The organism is Synechococcus sp. CC9311 (assembly GCF_000014585.1).
Taxonomy (GTDB): Bacteria; Cyanobacteriota; Cyanobacteriia; order PCC-6307; family Cyanobiaceae; genus Synechococcus_C.
Window position 1 is genome coordinate 2471329 of record NC_008319.1, and the last position, 25757, is coordinate 2497085.

The window sequence follows — 25757 nt, forward strand, 5'->3', positions numbered from 1 at the left end:
TCTCAGCCAGGCATGCCAATCCCTCTTCAGAATCTGCTTGGGAGCCTTTCTGGTGAGTGGCAGCTAAACCTTGAGACCCAAGTCCCCCGAAACGACCTCTACAAAAGTCGCATTGCCTCTTCGCGGCCGACACTGGGCTTTTTTTTGCTGCTGATCTGTTCCGCAGTCATTGCAACGCTCGGATTGATCTCCAACAGCACCGCAGTAGTGATCGGCGCCATGATCGTTGCCCCGTTGATGGATCCAATCCTTAGCTTGGCCTTTGGCCTCGCCATTTCTGACAACAGATTGGTGAAACGCTCTGCCATCACGGTGATTATTGGCGTCCTCACGGTGATTGGCACGGCAACGCTGTTTGGCTGGATCCTCGATGCCAGTGAGGTGAATCGAGAGATTTACAGCCGAACCGCACCCAACCTGATCGACCTCGGCATTGCAGTTGCCGCAGCCATCGCCGGATCGTTCACATTGACCAGGGATCGATTGTCCAATTCGATCGCAGGGGTGGCCATAGCGGTGGCCCTTGTGCCGCCGCTATGCGTCTGCGGAATCGGGCTCAGCATGGGCTCGGAAGTTATTGCTGTGTTCGGCCGGGGCAGCGTTGCTGGACTCAGCAATCAGATCTCCGAAGGATCATTTTTACTCTTCCTAGCCAACTTAATTGGCATCACAGTTGCCAGCTTGATGGTGTTTTTGCTGCAGCGCTATGGCTCGATTCGTCGCAGCTGGCGCAACCTACTTGTTTGGCTAGGGCTACTAGGCCTGCTGTGCATCCCCTTGGCATCGTCACTCCAAGACTTCAGTATTCGCCAAAACATTGACGCCAAATTTGCCACCTTTAAAGCGGGACGCGTCAAGCAATTCAAGATGACCGAAAAGAATCCATATCTCTGGAAAAAAGTAAAATTGCTCTACAGCAATGTTCGTGTTTCTCAGAACAATGCCACCATTGAGCTTGTCCTTAATGCCCAAGAAGGGCTCATCACGCAAAAGGTCATTGATGAGCTCCATCAACGGATCATCACGAAAGCAAGAAAGGATTACGGGATCAACGAAATCAGCGTTAATATCAGCGTAATTCCCAACCAAATCTTCAAATACAACTTCACTGAAGGCAAACAATCATGAGCCCCCCCCAAGCCTTCCGTTGGATCAAAACAGAATGTGGTCGGGCTAAGTATGTTGATTTGGCCTCTCGCAACGGCATTGCGGCAAAACTTCGCCTGGGATGGTTTGTAGTGATTGCTGCTGCACGTGACCTTCAAGTCCCGAACCCAGACTGAACCACTCACCACGCAATCACAATCAATCCCAAAGAGATTGAAACCGTAGAAGAAGTAGCAAACTCGGCAGTTTCAACGATTAAAAAAGGATTTATTCAAAACAAAAGCCGCTCGCAATCTATTTCCATAACATCGAAAAGCGATCATCAAAGCGTTATTTTCAAGAGCTTTTATTAAAATTCGCTCTTTTCAACCGTCAACGCACGCTGCGCGGCACGCCCGACCAACCAAACCACTCCAACCGTGGCTAAGACGCCCACCACACGCAGAATCCAGGCCTGTGCTGAGGCTTCTCCAGCAAGCACTTCACCAAAACGAGCAGCATCACCTGCCAGTGCGCCCAATGCACAAAACAAAACGGTGCCGGGCAGAATTCCAATCAGTCCAATGCTGTAATCACGCAAACTCACCTCACTAAGGCCATAAACCAAATTCAGCAACGAGAAGGGAAATGCTGGAGATAAACGCGTTAAAAGCACAAGCTTGAGCCCCTCTCGGCTGACAGCCCGCTCCACAGCCTGAAGCTTTGGATAGTGAGTCAAACGCTGGCTCGTCCAATCACGCAACCAATATCGGCCGAGCAAGAACGCTGCCTCCGCGCCGAGACAGGCCCCCACAAACACAATCAGGCTTCCCCACCAAGTGCCATAAAGAGCTCCAGCCAACATCGAAGCCCATACACCTGGAAGCAGCAGTGTCACCCAAACCGCATAAAGCGGGATGAACACCAATCCACCCAGAGGAGAGCGCAGCCACAGCGTTAAAGGCTCAAACCAGGACATCCCCTCAATCATTGGTACAAGCCCATCCGAAGCCACGTTTCCATGCTGACCATTTAGTGGAGAAACGGAGTCATGACCTCTTTTAAGCTAATGATTGGACAACCATCGAAGAGGTAATGCTGTGCAAAGCCTTTTTGCCCTGATCAAAAGCAACAGGTGTCGCATCACTGCCTTTCTGAGCATGTCCTTGCTCGGAAGCTGCGCAAGCACTGATCGCCAAGATGCAATCGTCTTGCAAGTGGCTCAGGCCAGCAATGAGAATGAACAACAATCCGCCAGTCGATTTCATTCGGAACGGAAGATCAGCAAGGATTTTCAACAGCAATTAAAAGAAATGCAGCCTGCTATCAAGCTGCATCCCTCGATCTACGCCGCAGAATCACTGGAACAGGAGCTAAAGGTTCGAACCAATAGCGGACTGGGTCCAGATCTTGTGATCACAGATAGCAATCAGGCCTTGACCCTTCTTGCGGAAGGCACCACCATCCCGATCCAACTGACGGAAGAAAAGCGATTATTAATATCCCCCTCAGCTCTGGAGCGCGTTAAAACCGCCAACGGAACTCTTGCCGGGCAACCAGTCTCTCAATATTTGCAGCTGGCATGCTTTGACAAACGCAAGCTGAAAGAGCCGCCAAAAACGCTGACGGAATTGTCGGCAGCCAGTGGCAGGGGAAAAGTTTTTGGAATGGTCACCAATCTCCAGGATCTCTACTGGAGCCTGGGCAGCTTTGGTGCCGGAGAGGCCTTAGCCACCTCGTTAGCAGGCAAAAAAGCCACCGTTGCAGCCCATGAACGACTCACCCAATGGATGCGATGGCTCAAGGCATCCAGCTATCAGCAAAATATTGTGTTTTTGAGAAATCAAGCCGCGCTTCGAAAAGCACTCATCGAAGGAGAGATGAGTTGGATCAGCTGTTGGAGCTCCCAACTACCTCAACTGCGTGAAGCGCTCAAAGATCATCTCGGAGTCGCGCCATTGCCCAGTGGAGACTTTGGACGAGCCACACCAATCACTCGCTTGCAGGTCTGGGCTCTTGGTAAAAATTCAAGCAAACGTCAACGAGCAGAAAGTCTGAGATTGCTCAATTTCATAGCGCAGCCCTGGGCTCAGAAAACCTTTGCTCTCAAATACAAAACGGGCTATCCAGTCAATCCTGCAGCGGCACTGATCGTCAGAAAACAATTATCTGCCGAGTTTGAAAAGTTCAATGAAGAAGAAAACGAGCGTGTGAGCCGCGGTGACGCCATTATCTCCGCAATCGACACCAGGCCGATACTAGAAAAAGATATTCAGTCAACACTTAACCAGTTGATTTTCGATGGATTATCTCCCGAGAAAGCAGCCACTGAACTCCAAACCCAGATCAAAGACAAGCGATGACTTTGCCTATCTCCTACCTCATCACCATCGGCCCTGGGCCCATTTTTAACGAGCTACTGAGCTGGTTGGTCTATCTCAACCGGGGCACTGTTCTTCTTCAATTAGTTTTGGTTGGCGTTGTGATGGTCGCGGAACAACGCGGTGCACTTCGAAGGGGCGTGAGACACAGGCTGGTTCCTGAATACATCCGAGTGCTGATCGGCCCTCTACTCCTCTTAATCAGTTCAGCACTATTTCTCCTGGTGGGCTTGCCATGGGGATTACTGCGTTACTTCGGCCTACTCTGGCTGGGTTGGATGTCATTTACACCTCTAAAAACGTTACTTCTAAGCATCAACAAAAAATTTCCAGTTGATGAATTAGAAAGCACATTCCTAAGACCCATTTACGTTATCGTAGCCTCCCTGTCTTTTGTCAGGTTGATGGGAAGTACGGAAAATCTGTCGCAAACTCCTATCGCCAATCTGTTTGGAGTAGAGCTTACTCTTGGCAGAATTTACCTCGCTGTAATCGCGATTTACGTCATAATCACCCTGGCGTCTAGGCCTGCAACCTTTTTAGCTTGGCTCAGCGGGGTTTTGTTTGGAGTCCGACCTCGCAATAGAAGAGGTCTAGAGCTGTTATTCCGCTATAGCGTGATCATCGTTGGGGTCATCGCAGTTGCTTACTACATCGGTATCGACGGCACAGCCTTTATCGCCATTGCTGGCGGACTCTCTGTAGGAATCGGCTTCGGCATCAAGGAAATCGTCTCAAACTTCATTAGCGGCATCTGGCTGTTGTTTGAGGGTTCAGTGCGGCCGGGTGAAATTTTAATGATCAATGGTGACCCTTGCACAGTGCGAAATCTTAGGCTGAGAGCCACGCAACTCAGACGAGGACGCGATGGAGCCGAGCTGTTAATTCCCAATCAAACTTTCTTCACAACAGAAGCAACATCCTTCACTCAAACCGAAACATCAAGACGCGAGAGTGTACTTGTTGGCGCCGCCTACGAGCACGACCCAGACATTGTCATTGAAATATTAGAAGAGATCGCTAAGTCTCACAAAAAGGTTCTCGATTATCCAGACGTGAGAGCATTCATGATCGATTTTGCTGATTCTTCGATCAACTACAAAGTAGCGTTCTGGGTTGCCAATCCTCTTGATTCATATGATGTAGCCAGTGATATACGTAGAACAATCTGGAAGCGATTCGAGAAGGAGGGAATCACCATTCCGTTCCCACAACGTCAGGTGTATCCAATGGAATGGCCACCAAGCCTTCAACAAAGCCTGCACTCAGCTGGAGACGGAGGTGTAGTGCCGCAAGGCATACAACCAGAACTGACGGGCAGCGAAGAAAAACCCAACAGCGAGACCTAACCCTAGCCAGAGCATGGGGGCGCTAGCCCGCCCCAGCACGACTTCAGCCGGAACAGTCGTAAGAAATGCCACTGGAATTACCAAAGTGAAGAGCAAGCGCAAGGGAGCTGGATAGGCCGCTACGGGATAGCGACCAGATGCCAACACAGCCCGCAAAACTTCTGTGGCATTCCAGGTTTTCACAAACCAAATACTGGTCGCGGCAATTAAAAACCAAAGTGAATACAGGATCAATCCACCAGCCAAGAGCATCACCAACACCACCGCAATGCCTCCGGGTGTCAAAGAAGCACCAGCCTGATGCCCGCCCCAAATCACCAATAAAAAGCCAAGAACAATCTCAGGTAACCCTGCTGGCGAGATGGTCCGCAATGACAACCAGAACTGACTATCAATCGGCTTCAGCAGTACAAAATCAAGCGTTCCTTCACGCACATGGGTCACGATCGAAGACAGGTTGGGGCGTAACCAGGTGCTGGCCACCCCATCGAGAACCGTATAAAAGCCCTGAACAATCAAGGCTTCGTGCCAACTCCACCCACCCAACTCACGGCCTGGTCCAAAAAAGAGAGAGAGCATGAACAGGCTGCCTAGCAAGCTCAAGCCAACCGCAATCAACTCAATCACAACATTGAATTGATACTCCAACTGTGAGGCCACGGCTGTTCCCCAAAATCGCCGGAGACTTTTGAAATAACGCCCCATTTAGGCCCCCATTGCGCTGTAACGCCGAACCCCAGCGCGCCAAAGCAGAAGGACAAGCGGCAAAAGCAGCACAATCCAGGCCAACTGGATTGCGAATCCAGCCAACAAGTCAACAGGTTGTTCCGCTAAAACACGCGCCGGAAAGTCAATCAGATAGGGGAAGGGCGTCCACTGAGCCAACGCACGAACGAGGGGTGGGAATGCCGTGAGAGGAGCAAGCAGCCCAGACAGAAAAAGGAAGGGAATGAACAACAACCTCTCCAGAGCACTGGCCTTCTCACTCCAAAAGCAAAGAGAAGCAATCAGGCTTTGCAACAGAAAAGCAATCGAGAAGGCCATCCATGTGGCCAACCAAGCCAGCACAAAGTGACCCAACGATGGCAACCAAAAGGCCTTGGGCTGAATCAGAAAGAAAATCGCGGTGATGGCCGCAGCAAAAGGCAAACGCGTGAGCTGCTCGCCGAGATGACTGGCGACATAACGCCAGAGCGGGTGGAGTGGCTGAAGAAGATATGGAGACAATCTGCCAGTAAGAGCATCCTCTTCAAAGGCGTAAACCATCCAAACAACAGAAAACTGACGCACCAAAAAGGCACTCAAAAAATAACGATCAAGCCCTACACCATCCATCCCCAACACACCGCGAGCATCACTACCATTCCAAAGGCTGAGCATGATGAAAGGGAGAACACCCGAAAGAGCCCAAAGGGCAATTTCGGCTCGATATTCCAACATATGGGCGTATTCCGTGCCCAATAAAACTCGAACAATCTTGCGATTCAATCCAAAAATCCGCATTAAAAACTTCCCTGGCGAAACAGATCACCGATCAGCTGGTCAATCGGGGGATCATTCACCTCCAGATCACGCACTTCAAAGCGTTCCAACAGTTGTGCCACCACGGCAGTGAGCTCACCAGGCTGTACTCGCAAGTTCACCTCGCAGTCGCAACAACTGTCGAGCTGGCCAAGGCCAGCAAACGCCTCAGCCCCAACGGGTACAGCAAGTTCGAGGCGAACATGGCGCTCGGGAGCAAGCCGACTTGCCAAGCGATCAAGCGGGCCATCATGGAACAAATGTCCCTGATGAATCAACAACACACGCGGACATAAGGCCGTGATATCAGCCATGTAATGACTCGTGAGCAACACGGTCGCACCGGTTCGTCGGTTGTAGTCCGCTAAAAACTCCCGCACTTTGGCCTGAGCATTCACATCCAATCCAAGGGTGGGCTCATCAAGGAACAACACCTCAGGCTGATGAAGCAAAGCCGCGAGCAGCTCGGCTTTCATGCGCTGGCCCAACGACAACTTGCGAACAGGACGCGTGAGCTCTTCTCCCAACTCCAACAAATCCGACAGCTCGGAAATACGGCGATTGGCATCCCGATCTTTAATGCCGTACACCGCAGCATTCACCCTCAAGGAATCCATCGGTGGCAGATCCCACAGCAACTGCTGCTTCTGCCCCATCACTAACGTGATCCGACGCAAAAAATCTGGATGACGCTTTTGCGGTTGATGACCTGCAACGACAACCTGACCCGCACTGGGATAGATCAAGCCACACAACATTTTCAAGGTGGTGGTTTTCCCGGCGCCATTGGCACCAAGAAATCCAACCATCTCCCCCGGTTCAATGGCAAAGGAAACGTCTCGTACCGCGGACACATCGCGATAACGACGATTCACAAAATGCTGAAGGGTGCCAGACAGGCCAGGCTGCTTATCAGCAACCCGATAGATCTTGCTCAGCTGTTCAACCGTGATCAGTGAAGATGAAGGGTTCAGCCATCACACCAGACTCTATGAGAAGAGTAGAAGGTTCAAACCTATATCCGCAAAATCTGAAATTGATTCCAGTCAAGATGGAATCTGCACGACTAAGCTCAGGCATTACAAACATCGTTCCATGGTGGCAAAAAGAGGCTGATACAGAACAATCCGAGAGAACAAGGCCTAAAGCATTAAACAACCATTGGCAGCCCATCCATATGTCAAAACAAACAAATCAATGCCATAAACTGTATCCAAATAGCGCAGACAAGACCAATGAATTGCCCCAAGGTTGACCCCATAAGTACAAGATAATTTAGAATCCTAAAATTCAGAGAACCGAAGTCCTAGTCAACCAAGATGACAAGCCAACCAATCAACAAAGAGCTTCTCAAGTTTATTCATGAGCAAACTGGGAGGACCATGATCTATGAGCAGGAACCCACACCCTTACTAGGCGGAATAGATGCGGCTACTTATAGATTTAAACTTAGAGGGATGGACACGATGGTCCTCCGCCTCCTTGGAAAAGACAGAAGCGCGGAGGAGGTGAAACGATTCCGAATTCATAGCCGAGTTCTCATTCACGCAAACATCAAAGCACCAAAGGTGTACTGGGTCGGCGAAGACAAATTAGTCCTAGGAGGGGTTTTTATAATTATGGAATTCTTCCCAGACCCACTTCTAGCAGAACAGCCAAAAGACATACAGCTCAAAACCCTGGGGGAATCTCATGCAGAGATGCACAATCTGTCAACGACACAAATCATCAGCGAATTAAAAAAACAAGGGCTGAATGAAAAGCATTTCATGGCCACTCTATCTATTCCAATTATTCTAGACACAGCGCACAGAGATCATCCCTGGCTAAGCAATATATTCAATTGGCTACAAAATAACTTACCAATCAATTCAGCCCATGCATCCATCAATCACGGCGACTATCATCCCAAAAACATTATGTACGCTTCAGAGCATGTTACAGGCATCATTGACTGGAATTTCTTTATAGGTGATCCAGCATTTGATGTCGGGCATACAATCACACTCATCATGGACATTGGACCCAATATTGGGGATGGGTATACGTTGGACATAGCCTCACAATGCAACGAGCAGTATCAAGATGCGTATCAATCAACAAGATCAATTAATGAGAATGCAGTTAGTGCTTGCAGGGTCTCGGAATGCACGAGATTTCTTCTTCATTGCCTCTCAGGTAAAAAAGATATCATTGCTTCCTCTCCCACCATGATCAAAAGCCTCGCAACCACTATCGAAAACATCACCAACTTGGAAATAGCATTTCCTGACCAGTAAAAAGCAAAATCGCCATGCAACAGAACTGCACACTCATGCGACAAACTAAACTCCCGTCTACAACGACAAGCATCATCAAATACGATTAGCCAATGCTACACAAAATCCCTGGCATGCCAACAAGAGCTGGATTAATCAACACCATCACAACCGCAACAACGTTGCTGACGATGTTGCTCTCCGGTTGCTCATCAGCTAACAAGCCAGCTCATACCCTCTATATCGCCTATCCAATTCCAGACAACGAATTCACACAGTCCTCAATAGAACAAAGAGAAAAGCTGATAAGCCTTTTTAATCAGCTATTCCTCAAAACAAATCCCAACACGCGTGTTGTCACTGTTGCCTACAAATCCAATACAATGATACGTCAGATCAAGGAAGACAGCAAGCTAAACCTTGGCCCAGACTTAATCATAAGCACAAATTCACATCTACGATATTTTAATCAAGACTCGCTGTTGAGTACCTTTCCCAACAACTCTCAGTGGACGCAACAGTACGACGATGTCATCAAAAACATGTCCATTGTCGACAACAAACTTCTCTTAGCTCCCGCTATAATCTTCCCTCAAGTTTCCTGTTACAACAACAAGACCGTAAAACAGTCACCAAAAACGATCCAAGAACTGGTGAAGCTTGGTGCAAGCGGAGTTCGCATTGGCTTAGCAACGAATCCCTCTCAGATCTTCTGGACGGCTGGATCGACCGGTGCAATCACAGAAATCAGCTCACTGGTAAACAAGAAAAATCAGAATAAACCAAAGCCAAAAATCAAAGAATGGATCACATGGCTACGCCAAGCGGCTTACTACCAAAACATTTCCTTTTACAGCCAGCAATCTGAACTTATCAATGAATTGGCCGCCAATAATCTTGACTGGATCACCTGCGATTCTTTCCAAGCCTCTGCCATAAAAGAGAAAATGGGAGAACAGCTCAGCATTGCCACCCTTCCAGATGGAGTTGAAACAAAAGCTTTTGCATGGCCATTAGTCTTTGGTTTTGGACTAGGCACTGATTCAAGCCCCACACAAAGGGCGCTCGCACTGAGTTATGTGAAAACAAACACCAATGTTGTAGGACAAAGGCAAGTGATGCTGCGCACTGAAGGATTCCTTCCTACGAACCAGGCTGTTGATATTCCGAATCGAAGCTCACAAACTCTCAAAGCCTACAACCATTCTTGGCACACACAATCACGAAGCTATCTCAAGGAGTGGCCCATGATCATTCAATACTTAGCAACATCCAAGAACTACCTAGCAATCGATCAAATATTAACCGAACTCACCAGTGGAAATATCAGCGTTGACGGCGCAGTGCAGGCCTTAACCAACTTGAGAAAAAAAGGAAAGTAATGAACAATCTTCTCTTCGAGGTTTCATCCTGGACTGGATACATTGGTCGAGCAGCAGTTAGTTGGCAGTTGATCTTGATTGCCTGCACACTAATCACTGATGCATTCATTCGCAAAAAGCTGGGAACAAAAAATGTTTCACTCTTAACATCTCAGACCGTAAGTCCTCTTGCGCTACTTGGCATCAGCATTGTGCTTTGGGTAGCCTCCATTCCCACAGGAATCGCGATCCGCTTTGGATTGATCTGGGCAGCATGGAACATTCTTTTATGGATCGAACAGAAACTGATCCAACGCAACCCGAAGGATCGAAGAGCGCTCTGGCTCAGGCGCCTAGTGCGTCCTGCCATCCTTGTTTTTGCACTGCTTTACTGCATCGAGCGACTCAGCAGTCTCTCATCCATTGGTCTGATTAATGTGGGCACATTGCTGAATACCCAACTGGCGCTAGGCAAACTTTTTTACTCCGTAATCGGCCTCTATCTAATTCTGATTGCCAGCGCCCCGATCGCATTCCTCATCTCATGGATCTCAAAAGAAGGCCTGAAAATCAGCAATCAAAGTCGTCATGCGATTGAAATCATCGTTCGTTATTTAATCATCAGTTTTGGCCTCCTGGCTGTAGCCCTTCAGGCTGGTTTTAACGCAACAGCGTTACTGACCATTTCAGCAGGTTTGTCCGTTGGTCTTGGTTTTGGCATCAAAGAAATCTTTGCGAATTTCATCAGCGGAATTTGGCTTTTGTTTGAAGGATCAATCCGACCTGGAGAGATTCTGATGATCAAAGGCGAGCCTTGCCGAGTCAACAAATTAGGTCTGCGAGCCACACTTCTATCCCGTCAACGGGATGATGCTGAACTGCTCATTCCCAATCAAACCTTTTTCACCCAAGATGCTGAATCATTCACAGCTGGCGAAAACTACAGACGAGATGAAGTGGTTGTCGGTGCTGCCTATCACCATGAACCGCAGCAGGTGATAACACTTCTCGAGAAGGTCGCCTGCCAGCATCCAAGGGTCCTACAACATCCCGCACCCCAGGCTTTCGCGATCGACTTTGCAGAGTCGTCGATCAACTACAAACTCAAGTACTCGGTCCGCAATCCCTTGGAGGCTCTCACCGTGAGCAGTGACTTGCGTCAGGAGATCTGGACTGCATTCAACAAACACGGGATTGGTATCCCATTCCCACAACGCCAGGTTTATCCGATGGAGTGGCCACCCAACAAGCAATCAAGCCTGCAATCCCAGCAAAACCACCACGATCACTCCTAATCGTTTTCGGGCTAGCGCAGCTAGCATTTCAATATCCGCAAGCTTTGCGTTCCATTTCGCCACCACTTCTGCTGGTCCCTGGATCGACAGCAGCACCTGCAGCTCACCTCCTACCCAAAGGCATCACTGAATTGAATCTGAAAAAACACAAAAATTCGCAGAATTCCTGCAACCAGACTGCCTTTCACCAACATAATAGATCTTTCTGAGTCAACACGCCAGACAAGGCATACACAATGAGATTAGAAGCCTAAAATCAACTTAAAAGAGATTACGAACTGCAAGCTCAAGAAACCATACCAAAACAACAACCTACACTATTAATGTCTACGGCTACATGATTACCACGAAAAATCAACGATAGGAACAATTTTCACGAACGCAAGCTTATCCAAACCCTAACATTCAACGCAATCAAAATGTCTATTCTGACGATAAAGCTCCTACTCATAGCATTTACTGGAGTAATCGCTGGATGCAACAACAATCAATCAAAAAGTATTGAATCCAGTAACGAATCAAGGCTTACGAAAAACACGGTGAAAGATTGCGCGGGTGAGCATTCCGCAGAGGCAAAACTCCGAACAGTTTCCATTGTCCCTCAATTCTCCGCCTCAAGAATTCATTCTGATTACTGGCCTCTTCTTACAGAAATAGGGAAACGCACAAATATATGCTTCAAGCTCGATCAACAAAAATCAATTCCATCATTTGAAGTAGGGCTCAAATCGGGGGCTTACGATTATGCCTTTATGAACCCATACCATCAGGTGATGGTAAGCGATATCTATCAACCTATCATTAGGGACAAGCAACGTTTGCTCACAGGGATCATTGTGACCAACAAAGGGAGCAATATTAATTCCGTACAACAAATCAATGGACGCACATTGTTGCTTCCGGCACCCAATGCATTTGGCGCATCACTACTGACACGAGCATACCTTGACAAAAAGAATATCAAGTTCAATCCAAAATACGTCAAAACGCATCAAAATGTTTATCGCGGGGTCGCTCGAGATTCAGAGCTTATTGGAGGCGGGGTCAACAACACATTCAACCGCGAAAGCGACGAGCTTCGCTCCAATCTATCTATCTTGGTTGAGACCCCTGGGTACCCGGCTCATCCCTTTTCAGCACTGAAAGAACTACCACCTGAAGAGATTAAAAATGTTCAAAATGCGTGGATCATGATTGCAAAAGATTCCAATTCAAAAGATCTATTTAGGCAAGTTCAGATAAAAATCCCTATCAAGGCTAACTACAATCAAGATTACGCCCCACTTAAAAATCTTAGACTTGAAAAATACGTGCAGTGAACTTGAACTTGAAAAAAATATTTAATGTTAAAAAAGCAGTATTTGTCTTCCGCCACAACGCTGTTCCACTGACACTGATGGCATCCTGCGGCCTTATTGCTCTATTCGGAGCAGACCGATGGATTCTTCGAAATCTAGAAGAACAAAGAAATCTTAATTTCAAGCAATCAATCAGCAGAATTGCATTACAACTTAGCGAAAATATCCTACTTGAAAACTACAATAATATTGATACACTTCTCCTGCGAATTCTTGATGAAGACCTTCATGTGACATGCCTGTTGGTTTCGGGTAACAACGGGAAAATATTGTCAATTGCAAGTCGTGAGCAGCCGGGTGCTACTGCATCCATTAAATATGGAAAACCCCCAAAAAAATGTCAAGCTAGCAGACAAGAGCCAAATAACAAATCAATTTATAATGGAAATTTTTACGCAGAAAGAAGAATCGAAAACAACAATCTACCTCTTGGATTTGTAAGAGGACATGCAGTCAATGACGAGAATGACTTGGCACTAATTCGCACAATTGAGATTATTCTCTTTGGTGCATTTGGAGTTGCCTTTCTACCGGCTTTTGGATTACTTAGCTGGTCGAGCCTCCGTCAACTAGAGATAGAGCAAGAAAAGACTGCACGAGTGTCAGGGTTAATTAAGCAGCTTCAGGAAGCCCAAGGTCGAACATATGCTGCTTTTGAAGGAACCAATGACGGCTGGATTGAATGGAATCTACAAACAAATCAATGCTTGCCATCACTTAAGATGAGACGACTATTAGGCATATACAAATATCACAGAATTGCGCAAAGAGCCGATCATTCACTAAGCGAAAACTGGAAATATTTTATCATCAAACAAGATTATAAAAAATTTCATTTTTTCCTGGATAACATCAGACAAAAAACTGGTAGAGCTCACTTACCCAAAGTATCTGGAATCGAGGTACGCATTAAACCAATCGGTTCAACAAAAATTCAAACCCTGAAGGTTGAAGCGGTAGTCACAAAAAATGTCAACAACCAGCCTTCAGTGATAGCTCTTGTTGCGAATAATATTACACGCGCAAAGGAACAACAACAGAGAATCAATCATCTCGCTTTTTATGACACTCTAACAGGCCTTCGAAATCGATTCTCCTTTGAGGAAGAACTCAAAAATGCTGTAAATGGCCTCAATAGAAATGAATATCGCTTGGCAATATTTGCTATTGATATTGATAATTTTAAATTCTTAAATGACTCTCATGGGCATGCGGCAGGTGATCAATTTCTAATCCAGGTTGCCAACCGAATCAAATCTTGCTTACGAGCCAATGACTTTGTAGCTCGTCTTGGAGGGGATGAATTCGTCATCATTTTTAGACTTCCGTACAAAAGCAACAGCGAGATAGAAACCCTGACCACATCAATAGCGGGAAAGCTCCTAGCCAAATTATCAAATGCCTTTAGCCTCAAAAATTGTACTGTTTACAATACCTGCAGCATTGGAATTTGCATCGCCAATGCTGGATCTAAGTCTACAGCAACATTATTAGACAAAGCTGACATAGCCCTATACAAAGCCAAAGAAATAGGGCGCAATTGTTTCTATATATATCAAGCGGGAATGGCATCAGCTCTTATTTCAAAAGCGACTACCGCAGAAAGACTCAGAACATTCATTGACGCAGGCGAAAGTGGGCTTTGCTTACAGCCAATCGTAAGACTAGACACCAATTACTCTTTAAATAACAAAGGACAACAACGGATCGCTGGATATGAAGCCCTTTTTCGCTGCCCACGCCTTAAAAAAAGCATTCAATACTTAATATCATGCGCAGAAGAAGCAGGCATTATTAATTCCATTACAGAGTCAATACTCGACGGAATCAAAGATGAATTAAGCAAAATACATCGCAACAAAAATGCTTACATATCGATAAACATAAGTCCTATCCAGTTTTTAGAAAACAAATTCCCCTCAAAATTCTTGAGCCAGCTTCGCCATAGAGACATTAATCCCAAAAGAATCTGCATAGAAATAACAGAAACCGCCGTCCTAGAAGACACTAATTGCGCGCTAAATCATATTACTTCATTGCAAAAGGAGGGAATTCGCTTCTCTCTAGATGATTTCGGCACTGGCTATGCTTCAATCGAACTCCTCAGAAAGCTGCCATTTACCTATTTAAAAATAGATAGATCCTACATCCAAAATATCCATCAAGAATCAGAGATCAAGCTCGTCAAATCTATTATCAGCATGGCCAAAGCGTTTGACATGGAACTCATAGGAGAAGGGGTAGAAACTATCGGACAAAAAACCATCCTTGAATCCCTTGGCTGTGAATATGCCCAAGGATTTTTGTTTAACAAAGATGGCAGTTACAACCATGTCAGTTAATCAAGGAGCATTCCATCGAGAGTTGGTCAACCATTGATAACAACTCAGTTCAGATCGCACAGCCTTTTAGTTGCTAACTCTGCCCGCGCCTGCTCCTCTGCAAGGTTGGGATTGGCCCATAGGCCGGGGAAGCCCTTGATCTCCTTCTTGGGCTTGGCGATGTTTTTCTCTAGGCGGGCCTGAAGTGCTTCCAGATCAACCAGGCCTTCGATGGGCAGCAACAGGGGCAGCCTCGGCGTCCGCTGGTGTCGTCAACTAGACGGATTCCGCTCGATTCAAAGACGTGATATCAGACGTACCTTGCCCAAAAAGTCCCACCAGAGCTGGGTGGTCAGTCACGAATCGCACGGGTAACGATTGGGATAGTTTTAAACCCGCAACGGCTCGCAAAGGACGCTTCCAATTCATCATCCAAAGCAACCTCGTCCACAACTGACCAAGATTGAAGTACCAAGAAAATGGTTTCGCTCTCCGCGGTAACGCTGTGCCAAAACTCCTCTGGGAGGTGCGTCATCAGGGGATACAGCATCAGAGGCATTGGACTGATCACTGTTGCCAGCACCCTCCCGCACTAGAGCGCAGCGAAGGCCGTCGGTGCCATAGCTCAATCAAAAGCAGCGGATCAATACCAAACCAGCGCTCTTGCTCATCTTGCGATTCTGCCCGTCCCGAACCAACCCGTGGATGAAGCCAACGCTATGACAAATCAGCCCAATGAAAATTGATAGACCTCTGCATTCGGCCTGATCAAAGACGAAGGAGACGGCAGACTGCACGAAGCAGATCACCACGATGACGCAATGAAAGAAAGGATCATTCAAGACGTGGATTGGATCCACTCCAACTCCGGGGTATTGATTGGTACTGCCGTTCTGGTAGCGCTCTGGCTTGTCCTTGGGCTCATGGAGCGGAAAGGACAAAATATTGGCGGGATCATCGCTAAAGCAATCCGTCAGCCATTGCTCCTAGGGCTCAGCACCTCTCTTTACTTGGGCTGGCTCGGACGCCAAATCGCCAACAATGTGGAGTGGCTGGATGGCAGCAATGCTTTAAAGCTCTCCGCCACAATCACGATCCTCGCCGTCACGTGGGCGGTGAGCCGATTGGGCCACGCCGTCATGGAGACCAGACGTTTTGAGCGATGGCTCCAGATGGACGACCCCAAAGATCGAGCAATGGCCATCAGCTTTATCGGCCGCATCTATACGATCTTGATTCTGTTGATTGGCGCTAGCGCCTTGATGCTCACCTTCGGGGTTCCCGCCACAGCACTCGCGGCTCTAGGAGGAGGCGCGGGAGTTGGACTGGCCTTCGGGACGCAAAACATCTCCCAAAACTTCTTCTCCGGCTTCATGCTGTTCTTTAACCGTCCCTTTAAGGAGGGGGACTGGATCAGTACGGACGGAATGGAAGGAACCGTTGAAAATATCGGCTGGTATCACACACGGCTACGCACATTTGAGCGGCGACCAATGTATATCCCCAATGCAGTATTTGCAACGAACAGCATCGTCAATCCCGGGCAAATGTATAACCGCCGGATCCTGGCAAATATTGGCTTGCGCTACGAAGACATCCCCGCCATGGATGCTATTACGAAGCAAGTGCGAGAACTCCTGAAAAACCACAACGCGATTGACAATGATCAAATCATCCTGGTGCATTTTAATGCATGGGAGAGTTCATCACTCAATCTTCAGGTTTATTGCTTCACTAAAACCACAAACTGGCAAGACTACTTAGACATTCAGCAGGAAATATTTCTGGAGATTGCAAAAATTGTAAAGGCCAACAATGCCGACTTTGCTTTCGATTGCACCACCCTCTATCCAGCACCCAATTTAAAACCAGAGCAGCTATTCCCCTCGGCCTGATAGCCACTATTCATCCCAAATCCGCCAGCCGTCTGCGCGCAAGGTCCGCCTGAGCCTCTGCTTCAGCAAGCTTGACCTTGCATTCAGCGACCACATCCGCTGGTGCCTTATCCGCAAAGTTCGGATTACTGAGGCGTCCCGCCAATCCCTTGATCTCCTTCTCCGCTTTGGTGATGTCTTTTTCAAGACGGCCCTGAAGCGCTTCAAGGTCAACCAAGCCTTCGATGGGCAGCAACACCTGCAACTCACCGCTTACACCAGCGAGTGCTTTCGCAACAGGAGCCGCCTCGGCCTGCGCCTGCGTCATTAACTCAACAGATTCAGCTCGAGTGAGCGCAGTGATATCAGCCGTACCTTGCTCCAACACTGCCATCAAATCAGGGCGGCTCGTCACGAAACGAACGGGGACCGATTGGGACGGCTTCAAACCCGCAACGGCTCGCAAATTTCGGACCACTCGAATCGCAGCAATCAGCTCGGAGAAAGACGCTTCCAAACCATCATCCAAAGCACCCTCGTCTATGGAGGGCCAAGGCTGAAGGGCTAAGAACGTGATTTCGGGCTCAGCAGTCACGCTGTGCCACAGCTCTTCGGTGAGATGGGGCATCAATGGATGCAACATCAAATGCATTTGGCTGATCACCTTCGCCAGCACTTGCTTGGCCGTGTGCTGATCCGCCAAGGCAGCAGCGCTGGGTTCCTCTCCTGGATTTAAACGACGCTTGCTCAGTTCCAAGTACCAGTCACAAACATCATTCCAAGCGAATTCATACAGCCCCTTAGCGGCTTCACCAAGGGCATAACTGCTGTATCGCCCTGCCGTTTCCTGATTCACGCGCGCCAAGCGCGACAAAATCCAACGGTCGGCGAGCCGTAACGCGGAAACCTCTGGCTCCCCCAGCTCTGCTGGTGTGGCCCCACCCAGATTCATCAGGGCGAAGCGGGTGGCATTCCAAAGCTTGTTCGCGAAGTTTCGAGAGGCCTCAACCGTGGCAGATGTGTCCTTTTTACGGTCGTAATCAAGGCGAATGTCCTGGCCAGCACCGGCCACCTCGCGCACCAGAGCAAAACGCAGAGCATCGGTGCCATAGCGCTCAATCAACAACAGGGGATCGATCCCGTTACCGGCGCTTTTGCTCATCTTGCGGTTCTGCTCATCCCGCACCAGCCCATGGATATAGACGTCCTGAAAAGGCATCTCACCGGTGAAAGCACCGGCCATCATTGTCATCCTGGCGACCCAGAAAAAGATGATGTCAAAGCCTGTAATCAAGGTGCTAGTGGGGTACCAACGCTGAAGGTCAGCGGCATTCGCATCGGGCCAACCCAGGGTTGAAAACGGCCAAAGCCCACTCGAAAACCAGGTGTCGAGCACGTCTTCATCCTGCTCAATGCGGGCCTCAGCTCCAAACTGCTCTTGGGCTTTCGCCAGCGCTTCAGCCTCGTCCCTAGCCACCACATAAGGCGTGGTGTCGGTGTATTTGCCGCCGGTTTCACTAATGACAAACCAGGCGGGGATGCGATGGCCCCACCACAGCTGTCGACTGATGCACCAGTCGCGAATATCTGTAAGCCAATCGCGGTAGACCTTTTCCCAGCGCTCGGGAATAAAGCGGGGATCCTGTTGAGCCAGTGCTTCTCGACAGCGAGCAGCGAGAGGCTCAGTCTTGATAAACCACTGGGTGGAGAGCAGGGGCTCTACCGGCACCTTGCCCCGATCGGAGTGGGGAACGCTGTGCCGGTAGTCCTCCACCTTGACCAACAAGCCGTCTTCATCAAGGGCTGCCACCACAGCCTTACGCGCCTCAAAGCGATCCAAGCCTTCGAAGCGCCCGGCCTCGGCATTCATCGTGCCGTTCTTGCGCATCACCGTGATCTGAGCCAGACCGTGACGCTGCCCAATGGCGAAGTCATTGGGGTCATGAGCTGGTGTGACCTTGACGCAGCCAGTGCCGAACGCCTTCTCCACGTGATCGTCGGCAACGATCGGGATCTGACGGCCCGTAAAAGGGAGGTCAAGGGTCTGACCCACTAGATGGGCATAGCGCTCATCGCTGGGGTTCACCGCCACTGCTGTATCACCGAGCATGGTTTCTGGCCGCGTGGTGGCCACCTCGAGATGGCCCTCACCACTGCTGAGGGGATAGCGGAAATGCCAGAGATGGCCATCCACCTCCTTCATCTCCACCTCGAGGTCACTCACCGCGGAGCCCGAAGCAGGACACCAATTCACCAGATATTCACCGCGATAGATGAGGCCCTGCTCATGCAGACGAACGAAGGCCTCTTTCACTGCCTCGCTCAATCCCTCATCCAACGTGAATCGTTGGCGCTGCCAGTCGACGGAATACCCCAACCGACGTAACTGATCGACAATGCGACCTCCACTTTCTGCTTTCCACTGCCAGGCCCGCTCCAAAAAGGCCTCGCGGCCAAGGTCATGGCGCGTCTTGCCCTCCTCCTTGAGCTGCTTCTCAAGAATGGTTTGCACTGCAATCGACGCGTGATCAGTACCAGGCAGGCAAAGCACGTTTTTGCCAGCCAAACGTTGGTAGCGCACGATCGTATCGATCAGAGCCGTATTAAAGGCATGCCCCATGTGCAAGCTGCCGGTGACATTGGGCGGCGGGATCACCACAGCAAAAGGTTCGCCCTCAGCCGCAGGATCGGGATGAAAGGCCCCCTCGTCCTCCCAGGCCTTCTGCCATCTGGCTTCCGTACCAACCGAGTCATAGGTCTTGGCCAGATCCGACACGGGTAGAGCCCATACACGCCATTCATGGTCGCAAAAGACGTTTTCAGTCGGCTTGACAGCGATGATCAGGGAGCATCAATTCCAACGATCCATGGGCTCAACTTCCAACGATCTCAGCGCTGCAATCCAGCAGATGCTTGCAGCTGTGGCCCAGAACGATGATCTCAAGAGGGGCTTGAGGATGGCCACCACAGCGGCTGCCATTAGTGAGGTAGCAGCACAGGCAGGAGTACATCTCGACCCTGCTGAGCTGGTGAAGCACTACGCCCAACGCCTGCTCGATGCTTCCGATGCAACCGCAATCCACAATTTCGATCTCTGCGGCTGGGATGCAGGCGAATTGCTATGGACGATGAAAAACTGGAAACCCTGAAAAAACATTCATCACTTCTCAGTAAAACAACAGCCCTTCCATAAACCTGAGCAATCCACACTTTGAATAACAAAATAAATCTCTTTTCAAGTCTCAACGACAATCAAAATAATCACAATTAAAGTTAAACAATGACGCAACCAAAACGTTCTGAAAGCAGCCCGTTCCCCTACACAGAGGGAGGAGCAATGTCTTCTCCCTGTGCCAGGCGCTGCAGATAACCCTGACGTGAGCCAGCATTGATCCATCCCGTGGCAATCGTCTTACTTAAATCCGGATTCACCCTGCCGCGATGAATGTGAGACGGGCCCGCTGGAAAAATAATTAACTTGCCGCGTTCGGCGGGTTCGTGATGGTTCTGCCAATGAAATTCCGTGCCTGCCTCTTCCACCGTGTCGCAATAAAGAATCCAAGCCAGCACACGATGTACGGGCTCAGTTGCTTCATCACTAATCGTCCAATCACAATGCCACTGCTTAAAACCTTCGCCAGGGGCATACCGCTGAAGGTTAAAGATCGGCATCACAAATAACTCTTGATCGGGGCAGACCGAACGGAACAGCGGTCTTTCTTGCACATAGCGTTCGAGTCCAGCGGCTACGCCGCGCAAGATCACCTCAGACAATCCAAACGCGTCTGGATCACTGCGATCAATCGCAACCAAGCTGATGTCCGTCGACAGCTTGGCCGGTTCTTCAGCACCGCCTGGCCCGAAGGCCACCCCGGCCCGCCGCAGATCAGTGCGGCGATCAAAAAAGGCCATGGCACCATCAGCAACCGCTTCAAAACCAGCGTTGCGATACCGGGCGATCAGGTCCATGGTTATCAGGATTCAGCACGTTTCCAAGGGATCGCGACGATGCCATCGAGAGCTTGCCACTGACTTTGATCAGCAGTCACATGCTCGAGCAAATCAACTCGCTTTAAAGCACGGGTTAGTCGCTCCGGTGCCAGCACTAAGGGATCTTGCGGGGCTTGAGAGAGCAACAGCACTTCAGCATCAGCTGGATCTGCCAAGACATGGAGCTCAAGATCGCCTAACTCTCGTTCAAAAAATGTGCGGCGCATCCGCATCGTGATCGTCTCCCCCAGGGACGTCGCGAAATGCTCAAGGCTTTCGGTGTCCCCTGAAAGGCCGCAATTCAAGGCAAGCCAAATCATCAATTTGGCCCAGCCATCAACCGTCCAAAGCGGTTGAAAACTGAGACGGTGCTGTCGAATCAGCTCCAAAAGCGCAAAGTCCACAAGAGTTCCTTGCAGCTGGTCAGGATCCGGAAGGCTCATATCAAACATCTTCTTCGAGACATCTTCCCTGCCGGAGGTCAAAATGGTGGTGCTAATGATCGACTCTGGCCATGCCCCTGGATCTCAACGATCCCGAACTTGAGTTCTCGGATCTGGTGTACGCCTATCAGAGCTGGGTGATGGCCGTCATCAACGACGAGAAGCTCGAAGGCGATGACCTACTCCTGACAGACGAGATCGCCGAAGACGCACTCAATGCCATGAGATTCCTTCCGGGCGAAGTCACCAGTGCGATTGAGACGTCTCTTGCCCGTGTCTACGACGTCGACGCCGACGAATTAGCGGAATTACTCTTCCCCGAAGACTGATTCCAACAGCGAGACTGGATCTTCTCTGACGCCTGCTCCATGGGCTGGACCCTGAAGGACATCCCAGACCAAACTGGACGCTTGGCCCTCGTAACTGGGGCCAACAGCGGCCTCGGTTTGGAAACCAGTCGTGCGCTTTTACAAAAAGGCGCAACCGTACTCATGGCTTGCCGCAACCAAAAAAAAAGCGAAGCGGCACGACGTGACTTGCTGGAACTCGGCACAACGGGCGTTGACCTGCTGGATCTTGATTTATCCGATCTCAACAGTGTTGAACGCTGCGCAAAGGCTGTCCAAGAGCGTTATGGACGCCTGGACCTGTTGATGAACAACGCTGGCCTGATGGCACCACCAAGACGGTTGAGCGTGCAAGGCTTCGAAATGCAGTTTGCCGTGAACCATCTAGGGCACATGGCACTCACCCAAAGGCTTCTTCCACTGATGGAAGGCCGACAAGATCCTCGAGTGGTCACTGTGACGTCAGGAGCGCAATATTTTGGCAAAATGCAGTGGTCAGACCTGCAAGGTGAGCGGCGTTATGACCGATGGAAGGCCTACAGCCAAAGCAAATTGGCCAACGTGATGTTTGCACTCGAGCTCAATCATCGACTCCACAAACAAAACAGCACTGTGATATCACTCGCGGCCCATCCAGGCTTGGCCCGCACCAACCTTCAAAAGGTCTCCGTCGCCTCTAGGGGAGCCTGGCAAGAGTCTTTGGCCTACCGACTCATGGATCCCTTATTTCAAAGCGCAGCAATGGGCGCTCTCCCCCAACTCCATGCAGCAACAGCAAGCAGCGCTAAGGGTGGAGAACACTTTGGGCCCGGTGGCTTTGCATCCATGCGCGGAATGCCAACACGTCAGCCCGTAGCCCGTCCCGCCAGAGACGCCGAGCAACGCGAACGTCTTTGGACGACTAGCGATGACATGATCCAATGCAATAAAAGCGAGGTCTGATCACCATGACGACCCAGCCGACAGCGAGCCGAAATCGACAGCAACGCCTTCTCGACGCCTTGCGTGACAGCGGTGACGAGATGAGTGGGCAACAGATCCATCGACTCTTAGAGAACGGATCCAACGCCATGGGACTCGCAACGGTGTACCGGAACCTCAGACAACTGCAGCAGCAGGGTCTTGTGCGCTGCCGGCATCTGCCTACAGGAGAGGCCCTTTACGCCCCAATTGAGCAAGACCTCCATCACCTCACATGTGTGGACTGTGGAAGAACCAAAGCATTGGATCACTGCCCGATTCACGGACTTTCAATCTCAACCGAAGAGACGTCTGGCTTCAAGATGTTGTTCCACACTTTGGAATTCTTCGGCATTTGCTCTGAGTGCCAACAAAATCACCCTTAGGCAGCCTGAAAGCACGGATCAGCTTCCACTGCAGAGGTTGGCGGCAAAGGCTCGTTTCTCGGCAAAACTACCTTTCGCTTCCTTAATGACTTCATCCACGCAATGATCGAAATATCGAGCCTGGTTTGCGATCGGAGCAATTTGAATCGCAAAATAAATGACTGAAAATGTCGCCAACACTGGATATAGATGAGCATTGATCAGATCGCGTGCGTTCAACATGGAGGGCGCTAATAGTTACCGCTTAATTATTCCCAATACTGCTGCCTCAAGGCGCGATTAACTAAAAATCGTTTCGTTGCTCACACGGGAAGACGATTGCAGCTCACTAACAGAATCGAGGGGCAGGGCGGAAGAGCACGCTCTAACACAACAGAACCTGAAGGATTGATTGAAGCCGAAAGACTGGCACATAGAGATTTAAACTGCATGCTCGTCCAAATCCCTAAGAAAACTGATTGGAGATTTCTAGGTTAAAGCAATAAAAAGCCCCGCTCAAGGCGGGGCAATTGAAGTTACTGAATCAACAAGTTTAGGATTGAGAAAATCTCACCATCTCACTCGAATGTTCCCACCATTCGGGCCCTGAAACGTAACGCCGCCTTCTGGCCTTTGAGGCTCATAACGAGGCCCCCAGTTAATTGGCCTACGCCCTTGCCACCAGTCTCCATTGCGTCTACAAACGCCACCACCTTCGTAGTGATAGCCGATTGCACAAACTTGATGATCCCTCCTGTGCTTGGGCTTGCAATATCCAGCGCCATAACCTTCACCTGTCTGAACCCAGTGCCGATTAGGGCCACAATTTTGTGCTGCACTCACAGGCAAACCTGCAAAAGAGAGAGATTGCAACGCGGCACAGCATGCCATTGCCACATGCTTCACTTCCAGCATCAATTTCACCCGCAAATTTCAACCATGACTCTTGACGGGCTTGATGTCAGCTGATCTTTGCAATCTTTCCTTATCTCTAGCGAGCAGGTCAAAGGACAAAACAAATCAGACCAAGCCGCCAAGGAGTAGGACTCCCCATCAAAGCGAGCCAGGCAGACCAATGGGTGCCTGATCAAGACAGCCAGACTTGGAAGCAAACACATATCAATCGTTTAGAGCAAACGCGTGTTCGGCCGATGGGGGGATTTCACTGTCACGGACAGATCGGCTCACTAGCGATTATTTGAGGGTTCTAATTTTTAACTGAATGTCAACTGAAATTCGTAACTGGGATGTGGTCGCCAAAGCCATGGAGGCATCAGGTGCAACATCAAGTCAAATGTATCAACGTGCCAAAGCATTAGCTCAAGGCAAGCTTGACCCAATGCCAACCAGTTTTCCTGAGGCGCCTTACAGCATCTCAGCGATTCCTGGTTGATCGCTACTTAACACGATTTCAGTCCGACAACGTGTCCTTCCACCTTCGCCGGAGGTTGGACACCCTGCATTCACCTATTAAAAGCAGTCCGGCAATAGTTTTATGTCCACCCATCAGGCCTTCAAACGCTATGCAATCCGATACCGAGATTCACTTGGAGACATACACGAAGACAATGTCTATGCATCAAATGCGATGGAGGCACAAAATTTAGCGATGGAGTTCAACAACGAACTCAATCGAAGGCCGCAGAGCATCACGTCCATCCTTCAAACTTTCGACTAAATCATCCAAATCAATTCTCATAAGAGTTGAACACCATAAACTCCTGAAAAAGTTTGGCTGACTAAAAATAGTCAATAAAGTTTCAACCTTGGCACACTCTTGATCACTTATCACACGCATCGGTGGCATTGACCACAACCAGCACAGCGTCCTGAGCACCAAGCATCAGATCATTGTTTATTTTTCAACCCTTCACCGGACTGACAGTGGTGATTACTCAAGGAGGTCGGTTCCTTGAGTTGGCTCGGTAAACAGAGAGGCTTCGTTTTGAACTCTCTGTTTCCCCTCATAACGAGTTGAGAAGGAAGTGGAGCATTCGGCTTCAACAACCTCATCAGCACATATCACTCACCGGCTCTCGAGGAGCCTTCAATTTGAACCATCCCTTAGTACGTACGCACCTACTCCCTTACAGGCTGGCGAGTGGAGAAGAGGTTCCAGGGCTTGTTGTGGAGCTAGAAAATGATCTCAACGGTGGCGTTGAAGTGAGGGTTCTCACTGACGCCAATGTTGTAAGCGCAGTCACCCTGGCAACGCTTCAGCATGGTGAAAGTGAAGCCTGACCTAAATACAGGGTCACGGCCAGACGAACGAAAGCAAAATACGTCGTCAATACTCACGCTATGACCACACAGGCAGATCCTGAAACCGAACCTTCTGGTGCGGCTGCCCCCCTTCCGAGTTCAGGGAAGCAGATCTAGACCGATCAGGTCCCAATCGGAGACATTCATGACCTCAACAACACTCCGCGCACCAACAGGCCTCGTCACCAGAGATGGCGAGGGTCACGGCAATATTTATGCCAAAGAGCCACGCATGGAATATGCAACTGCAGATGCTGGCTGGGGCTTCCATTCACGTGCAGAAAAGCTCAATGGACGATTAGCGATGCTTGGATTCGTTGCTGCCATTGCCACAGAAATGATCACTGGGGAAGGCCTACTGCGCACCATCGGACTTTGACAAAGCCGGTTCGGATCAATCCATTGGATGACAAATATGAAACTTTTCTCTGTAATTGCTGCCATCACCCTGATGACAACTCCAGCCCAAGCAAGCATTGGGATGAAGGCCCCAAATCTCCTCATGGAGAAGCTCTATTACGCTGAAGGACGTCAACACCCTGACCATCCACTTCATGGATCATTTTCTGGACTCTGTTGTGGCACA

Annotated in this window: 27 protein-coding genes and 1 pseudogene; 18 read left to right on the forward strand and 10 right to left on the reverse strand. The window is 49.4% G+C overall.

Annotated features, from left to right (window positions below; translation table 11 throughout):
- Positions 1–12 precede the first annotated feature (12 nt).
- Complete coding sequence (locus SYNC_RS12870) at positions 13–1128, forward strand: TIGR00341 family protein (RefSeq protein WP_011620695.1); 1116 nt, start codon at positions 13–15, stop codon at positions 1126–1128.
- Positions 1125–1283 (forward strand): hypothetical protein, encoded by a 159-nt coding sequence (locus tag SYNC_RS14855; RefSeq protein WP_011620696.1) that lies wholly within the window; start codon positions 1125–1127, stop codon positions 1281–1283. The genes SYNC_RS12870 and SYNC_RS14855 overlap by 4 nt, the downstream gene beginning before the upstream one ends.
- A gap of 173 nt (positions 1284–1456) precedes the next feature.
- Here SYNC_RS14855 and SYNC_RS12875 read toward each other — a convergent pair whose 3' ends face one another.
- On the reverse strand, positions 1457–2065 hold the full coding sequence (locus SYNC_RS12875) for a TVP38/TMEM64 family protein (RefSeq protein WP_011620697.1): 609 nt from the start codon (positions 2063–2065) through the stop codon (positions 1457–1459).
- A 181-nt stretch (positions 2066–2246) separates the two neighbouring features.
- Here SYNC_RS12875 and SYNC_RS12880 point away from each other — a divergent pair, with 181 nt between their 5' ends.
- Together SYNC_RS12880 and SYNC_RS12885 are read left to right on the forward strand one after the other, a co-directional pair.
- Positions 2247–3449, forward strand: coding sequence for an ABC transporter substrate-binding protein (locus SYNC_RS12880; RefSeq protein ID WP_071813720.1), 1203 nt, complete (start codon positions 2247–2249; stop codon positions 3447–3449).
- The gene (locus SYNC_RS12885) at positions 3446–4816 is read left to right on the forward strand and encodes a mechanosensitive ion channel family protein (protein ID WP_011620700.1); all 1371 of its coding nucleotides are present in this window, start codon (positions 3446–3448) and stop codon (positions 4814–4816) included. Before SYNC_RS12880 ends, SYNC_RS12885 begins: the two co-directional genes overlap by 4 nt.
- Here SYNC_RS12885 and SYNC_RS12890 read toward each other — a convergent pair.
- From SYNC_RS12890 to SYNC_RS12900, 3 genes are read right to left on the reverse strand one after another with little or no spacing between them, the layout of a single operon-like run.
- Positions 4733–5521 (reverse strand): ABC transporter permease, encoded by a 789-nt coding sequence (locus SYNC_RS12890; protein ID WP_011620701.1) that lies wholly within the window; start codon positions 5519–5521, stop codon positions 4733–4735. The two genes, SYNC_RS12885 and SYNC_RS12890, sit on opposite strands and share 84 nt — an antisense overlap.
- Positions 5522–6319, reverse strand: a complete 798-nt coding sequence (locus SYNC_RS12895; RefSeq protein WP_011620702.1) for an ABC-2 family transporter protein — start codon at positions 6317–6319, stop codon at positions 5522–5524.
- On the reverse strand, positions 6319–7293 hold the full coding sequence (locus tag SYNC_RS12900; protein WP_041426790.1) for an ATP-binding cassette domain-containing protein: 975 nt from the start codon (positions 7291–7293) through the stop codon (positions 6319–6321). The genes SYNC_RS12895 and SYNC_RS12900 overlap by 1 nt, the downstream gene beginning before the upstream one ends.
- 5 nt (positions 7294–7298) lie before the next feature.
- Between SYNC_RS12900 and SYNC_RS14455 the strand changes: the two genes are divergently transcribed.
- The 6 genes from SYNC_RS14455 to SYNC_RS12920 all read left to right on the forward strand — a co-directional run bounded on the left by SYNC_RS14455 (position 7299) and on the right by SYNC_RS12920 (position 14951).
- The gene (locus tag SYNC_RS14455) at positions 7299–7592 is read left to right on the forward strand and encodes a hypothetical protein (RefSeq protein ID WP_148201918.1); all 294 of its coding nucleotides are present in this window, start codon (positions 7299–7301) and stop codon (positions 7590–7592) included.
- A gap of 64 nt (positions 7593–7656) precedes the next feature.
- Entirely contained in the window at positions 7657–8616 is a 960-nt protein-coding gene (locus tag SYNC_RS12905) for a phosphotransferase family protein (protein WP_041426792.1), read from the forward strand.
- 113 nt (positions 8617–8729) lie between these two features.
- Complete coding sequence (locus tag SYNC_RS13610) at positions 8730–9977, forward strand: hypothetical protein (protein WP_148201919.1); 1248 nt, start codon at positions 8730–8732, stop codon at positions 9975–9977.
- A 191-nt stretch (positions 9978–10168) separates the two neighbouring features.
- Positions 10169–11251: a mechanosensitive ion channel family protein gene (locus SYNC_RS12910; RefSeq protein ID WP_237699233.1), complete on the forward strand. Its 1083-nt coding sequence runs from the start codon at positions 10169–10171 to the stop codon at positions 11249–11251.
- A gap of 419 nt (positions 11252–11670) precedes the next feature.
- Positions 11671–12570, forward strand: a complete 900-nt coding sequence (locus tag SYNC_RS12915) for a phosphate/phosphite/phosphonate ABC transporter substrate-binding protein (RefSeq protein ID WP_011620707.1) — start codon at positions 11671–11673, stop codon at positions 12568–12570.
- Between the two features lie 8 nt (positions 12571–12578).
- Positions 12579–14951 carry a bifunctional diguanylate cyclase/phosphodiesterase gene (locus SYNC_RS12920; protein WP_148201920.1) on the forward strand — a complete coding sequence of 791 codons (2373 nt, stop codon included), beginning with the start codon at positions 12579–12581 and terminating at the stop codon, positions 14949–14951.
- 44 nt (positions 14952–14995) lie between these two features.
- Here the strand turns inward: SYNC_RS12920 and SYNC_RS15100 are convergent.
- Positions 14996–15640, reverse strand: a pseudogene (locus SYNC_RS15100) (class I tRNA ligase family protein); the annotation flags it as partial.
- 111 nt (positions 15641–15751) lie between these two features.
- Here SYNC_RS15100 and SYNC_RS12935 point away from each other — a divergent pair.
- A complete protein-coding gene (locus SYNC_RS12935; protein ID WP_041426796.1) occupies positions 15752–16825 on the forward strand; it encodes a mechanosensitive ion channel family protein in 1074 nt (357 codons plus the stop codon).
- Between the two features lie 10 nt (positions 16826–16835).
- On the opposite strand, the gene SYNC_RS12940 is transcribed toward SYNC_RS12935, so the two are convergent.
- Complete coding sequence (locus tag SYNC_RS12940) at positions 16836–19580, reverse strand: valine--tRNA ligase (protein WP_011620713.1); 2745 nt, start codon at positions 19578–19580, stop codon at positions 16836–16838.
- Positions 19581–19671: 91 nt separating this feature from the next.
- Here SYNC_RS12940 and SYNC_RS12945 point away from each other — a divergent pair, with 91 nt between their 5' ends.
- Positions 19672–19953, forward strand: coding sequence for a hypothetical protein (locus SYNC_RS12945; RefSeq protein ID WP_237699234.1), 282 nt, complete (start codon positions 19672–19674; stop codon positions 19951–19953).
- A gap of 169 nt (positions 19954–20122) precedes the next feature.
- On the opposite strand, the gene SYNC_RS12950 is transcribed toward SYNC_RS12945, so the two are convergent.
- Together SYNC_RS12950 and SYNC_RS12955 are read right to left on the reverse strand one after the other, a co-directional pair.
- Entirely contained in the window at positions 20123–20773 is a 651-nt protein-coding gene (locus SYNC_RS12950; protein WP_011620715.1) for a 2OG-Fe(II) oxygenase, read from the reverse strand.
- A 5-nt stretch (positions 20774–20778) separates the two neighbouring features.
- On the reverse strand, positions 20779–21246 hold the full coding sequence (locus SYNC_RS12955; RefSeq protein ID WP_041426797.1) for a hypothetical protein: 468 nt from the start codon (positions 21244–21246) through the stop codon (positions 20779–20781).
- A gap of 62 nt (positions 21247–21308) precedes the next feature.
- Between SYNC_RS12955 and SYNC_RS12960 the strand changes: the two genes are divergently transcribed.
- The 3 genes from SYNC_RS12960 to SYNC_RS12970 are packed head-to-tail and all read left to right on the forward strand — an operon-like array spanning position 21309 to position 22930.
- On the forward strand, positions 21309–21566 hold the full coding sequence (locus SYNC_RS12960; RefSeq protein ID WP_011620717.1) for a hypothetical protein: 258 nt from the start codon (positions 21309–21311) through the stop codon (positions 21564–21566).
- Between the two features lie 39 nt (positions 21567–21605).
- On the forward strand, positions 21606–22526 hold the full coding sequence (locus SYNC_RS12965) for an oxidoreductase (RefSeq protein ID WP_011620718.1): 921 nt from the start codon (positions 21606–21608) through the stop codon (positions 22524–22526).
- Positions 22527–22531: 5 nt separating this feature from the next.
- Complete coding sequence (locus SYNC_RS12970) at positions 22532–22930, forward strand: Fur family transcriptional regulator (RefSeq protein WP_011620719.1); 399 nt, start codon at positions 22532–22534, stop codon at positions 22928–22930.
- Between the two features lie 18 nt (positions 22931–22948).
- On the opposite strand, the gene SYNC_RS12975 is transcribed toward SYNC_RS12970, so the two are convergent.
- Positions 22949–23152 carry a hypothetical protein gene (locus tag SYNC_RS12975; RefSeq protein WP_011620720.1) on the reverse strand — a complete coding sequence of 68 codons (204 nt, stop codon included), beginning with the start codon at positions 23150–23152 and terminating at the stop codon, positions 22949–22951.
- Positions 23153–23487: 335 nt separating this feature from the next.
- Complete coding sequence (locus SYNC_RS14865) at positions 23488–23694, reverse strand: hypothetical protein (RefSeq protein ID WP_167897247.1); 207 nt, start codon at positions 23692–23694, stop codon at positions 23488–23490.
- Positions 23695–24131: 437 nt separating this feature from the next.
- On the opposite strand from SYNC_RS14865, the gene SYNC_RS14870 reads away from it, so the two are divergent.
- The 3 genes from SYNC_RS14870 (at position 24132) to SYNC_RS12990 (ending at position 25550) form a co-directional block, all read left to right on the forward strand.
- Positions 24132–24302, forward strand: a complete 171-nt coding sequence (locus tag SYNC_RS14870) for a hypothetical protein (protein WP_011620723.1) — start codon at positions 24132–24134, stop codon at positions 24300–24302.
- 659 nt (positions 24303–24961) lie between these two features.
- Positions 24962–25150 carry a hypothetical protein gene (locus tag SYNC_RS12985; RefSeq protein ID WP_011620726.1) on the forward strand — a complete coding sequence of 63 codons (189 nt, stop codon included), beginning with the start codon at positions 24962–24964 and terminating at the stop codon, positions 25148–25150.
- 166 nt (positions 25151–25316) lie between these two features.
- Positions 25317–25550, forward strand: coding sequence for a chlorophyll a/b-binding protein (locus tag SYNC_RS12990; protein WP_041426799.1), 234 nt, complete (start codon positions 25317–25319; stop codon positions 25548–25550).
- Positions 25551–25757 lie beyond the last annotated feature (207 nt).

Coding starts and splice junctions, on each gene's coding strand:
- SYNC_RS12975 (WP_011620720.1), bottom strand. CDS start 23,152: ATGTTGAACGCACGCGATCTGATCAATGCTCATCTATATCCAGTGTTG.
- SYNC_RS12890 (WP_011620701.1), bottom strand. CDS start 5,521: ATGGGGCGTTATTTCAAAAGTCTCCGGCGATTTTGGGGAACAGCCGTG.
- SYNC_RS12905 (WP_041426792.1), top strand. CDS start 7,657: ATGACAAGCCAACCAATCAACAAAGAGCTTCTCAAGTTTATTCATGAG.
- SYNC_RS12945 (WP_237699234.1), top strand. CDS start 19,672: ATGGGCTCAACTTCCAACGATCTCAGCGCTGCAATCCAGCAGATGCTT.
- SYNC_RS13610 (WP_148201919.1), top strand. CDS start 8,730: ATGCCAACAAGAGCTGGATTAATCAACACCATCACAACCGCAACAACG.
- SYNC_RS12990 (WP_041426799.1), top strand. CDS start 25,317: ATGACCTCAACAACACTCCGCGCACCAACAGGCCTCGTCACCAGAGAT.
- SYNC_RS14865 (WP_167897247.1), bottom strand. CDS start 23,694: ATGGCGCTGGATATTGCAAGCCCAAGCACAGGAGGGATCATCAAGTTT.
- SYNC_RS12935 (WP_041426796.1), top strand. CDS start 15,752: ATGAAAGAAAGGATCATTCAAGACGTGGATTGGATCCACTCCAACTCC.
- SYNC_RS14455 (WP_148201918.1), top strand. CDS start 7,299: ATGAAGGGTTCAGCCATCACACCAGACTCTATGAGAAGAGTAGAAGGT.
- SYNC_RS12875 (WP_011620697.1), bottom strand. CDS start 2,065: ATGTCCTGGTTTGAGCCTTTAACGCTGTGGCTGCGCTCTCCTCTGGGT.
- SYNC_RS14870 (WP_011620723.1), top strand. CDS start 24,132: ATGTCAACTGAAATTCGTAACTGGGATGTGGTCGCCAAAGCCATGGAG.
- SYNC_RS12885 (WP_011620700.1), top strand. CDS start 3,446: ATGACTTTGCCTATCTCCTACCTCATCACCATCGGCCCTGGGCCCATT.
- SYNC_RS12950 (WP_011620715.1), bottom strand. CDS start 20,773: ATGGACCTGATCGCCCGGTATCGCAACGCTGGTTTTGAAGCGGTTGCT.
- SYNC_RS12955 (WP_041426797.1), bottom strand. CDS start 21,246: ATGTTTGATATGAGCCTTCCGGATCCTGACCAGCTGCAAGGAACTCTT.
- SYNC_RS14855 (WP_011620696.1), top strand. CDS start 1,125: ATGAGCCCCCCCCAAGCCTTCCGTTGGATCAAAACAGAATGTGGTCGG.
- SYNC_RS12960 (WP_011620717.1), top strand. CDS start 21,309: ATGCCCCTGGATCTCAACGATCCCGAACTTGAGTTCTCGGATCTGGTG.
- SYNC_RS12870 (WP_011620695.1), top strand. CDS start 13: ATGCCAATCCCTCTTCAGAATCTGCTTGGGAGCCTTTCTGGTGAGTGG.
- SYNC_RS12970 (WP_011620719.1), top strand. CDS start 22,532: ATGACGACCCAGCCGACAGCGAGCCGAAATCGACAGCAACGCCTTCTC.
- SYNC_RS12880 (WP_071813720.1), top strand. CDS start 2,247: ATGTCCTTGCTCGGAAGCTGCGCAAGCACTGATCGCCAAGATGCAATC.
- SYNC_RS12965 (WP_011620718.1), top strand. CDS start 21,606: ATGGGCTGGACCCTGAAGGACATCCCAGACCAAACTGGACGCTTGGCC.
- SYNC_RS12895 (WP_011620702.1), bottom strand. CDS start 6,319: ATGCGGATTTTTGGATTGAATCGCAAGATTGTTCGAGTTTTATTGGGC.
- SYNC_RS12915 (WP_011620707.1), top strand. CDS start 11,671: ATGTCTATTCTGACGATAAAGCTCCTACTCATAGCATTTACTGGAGTA.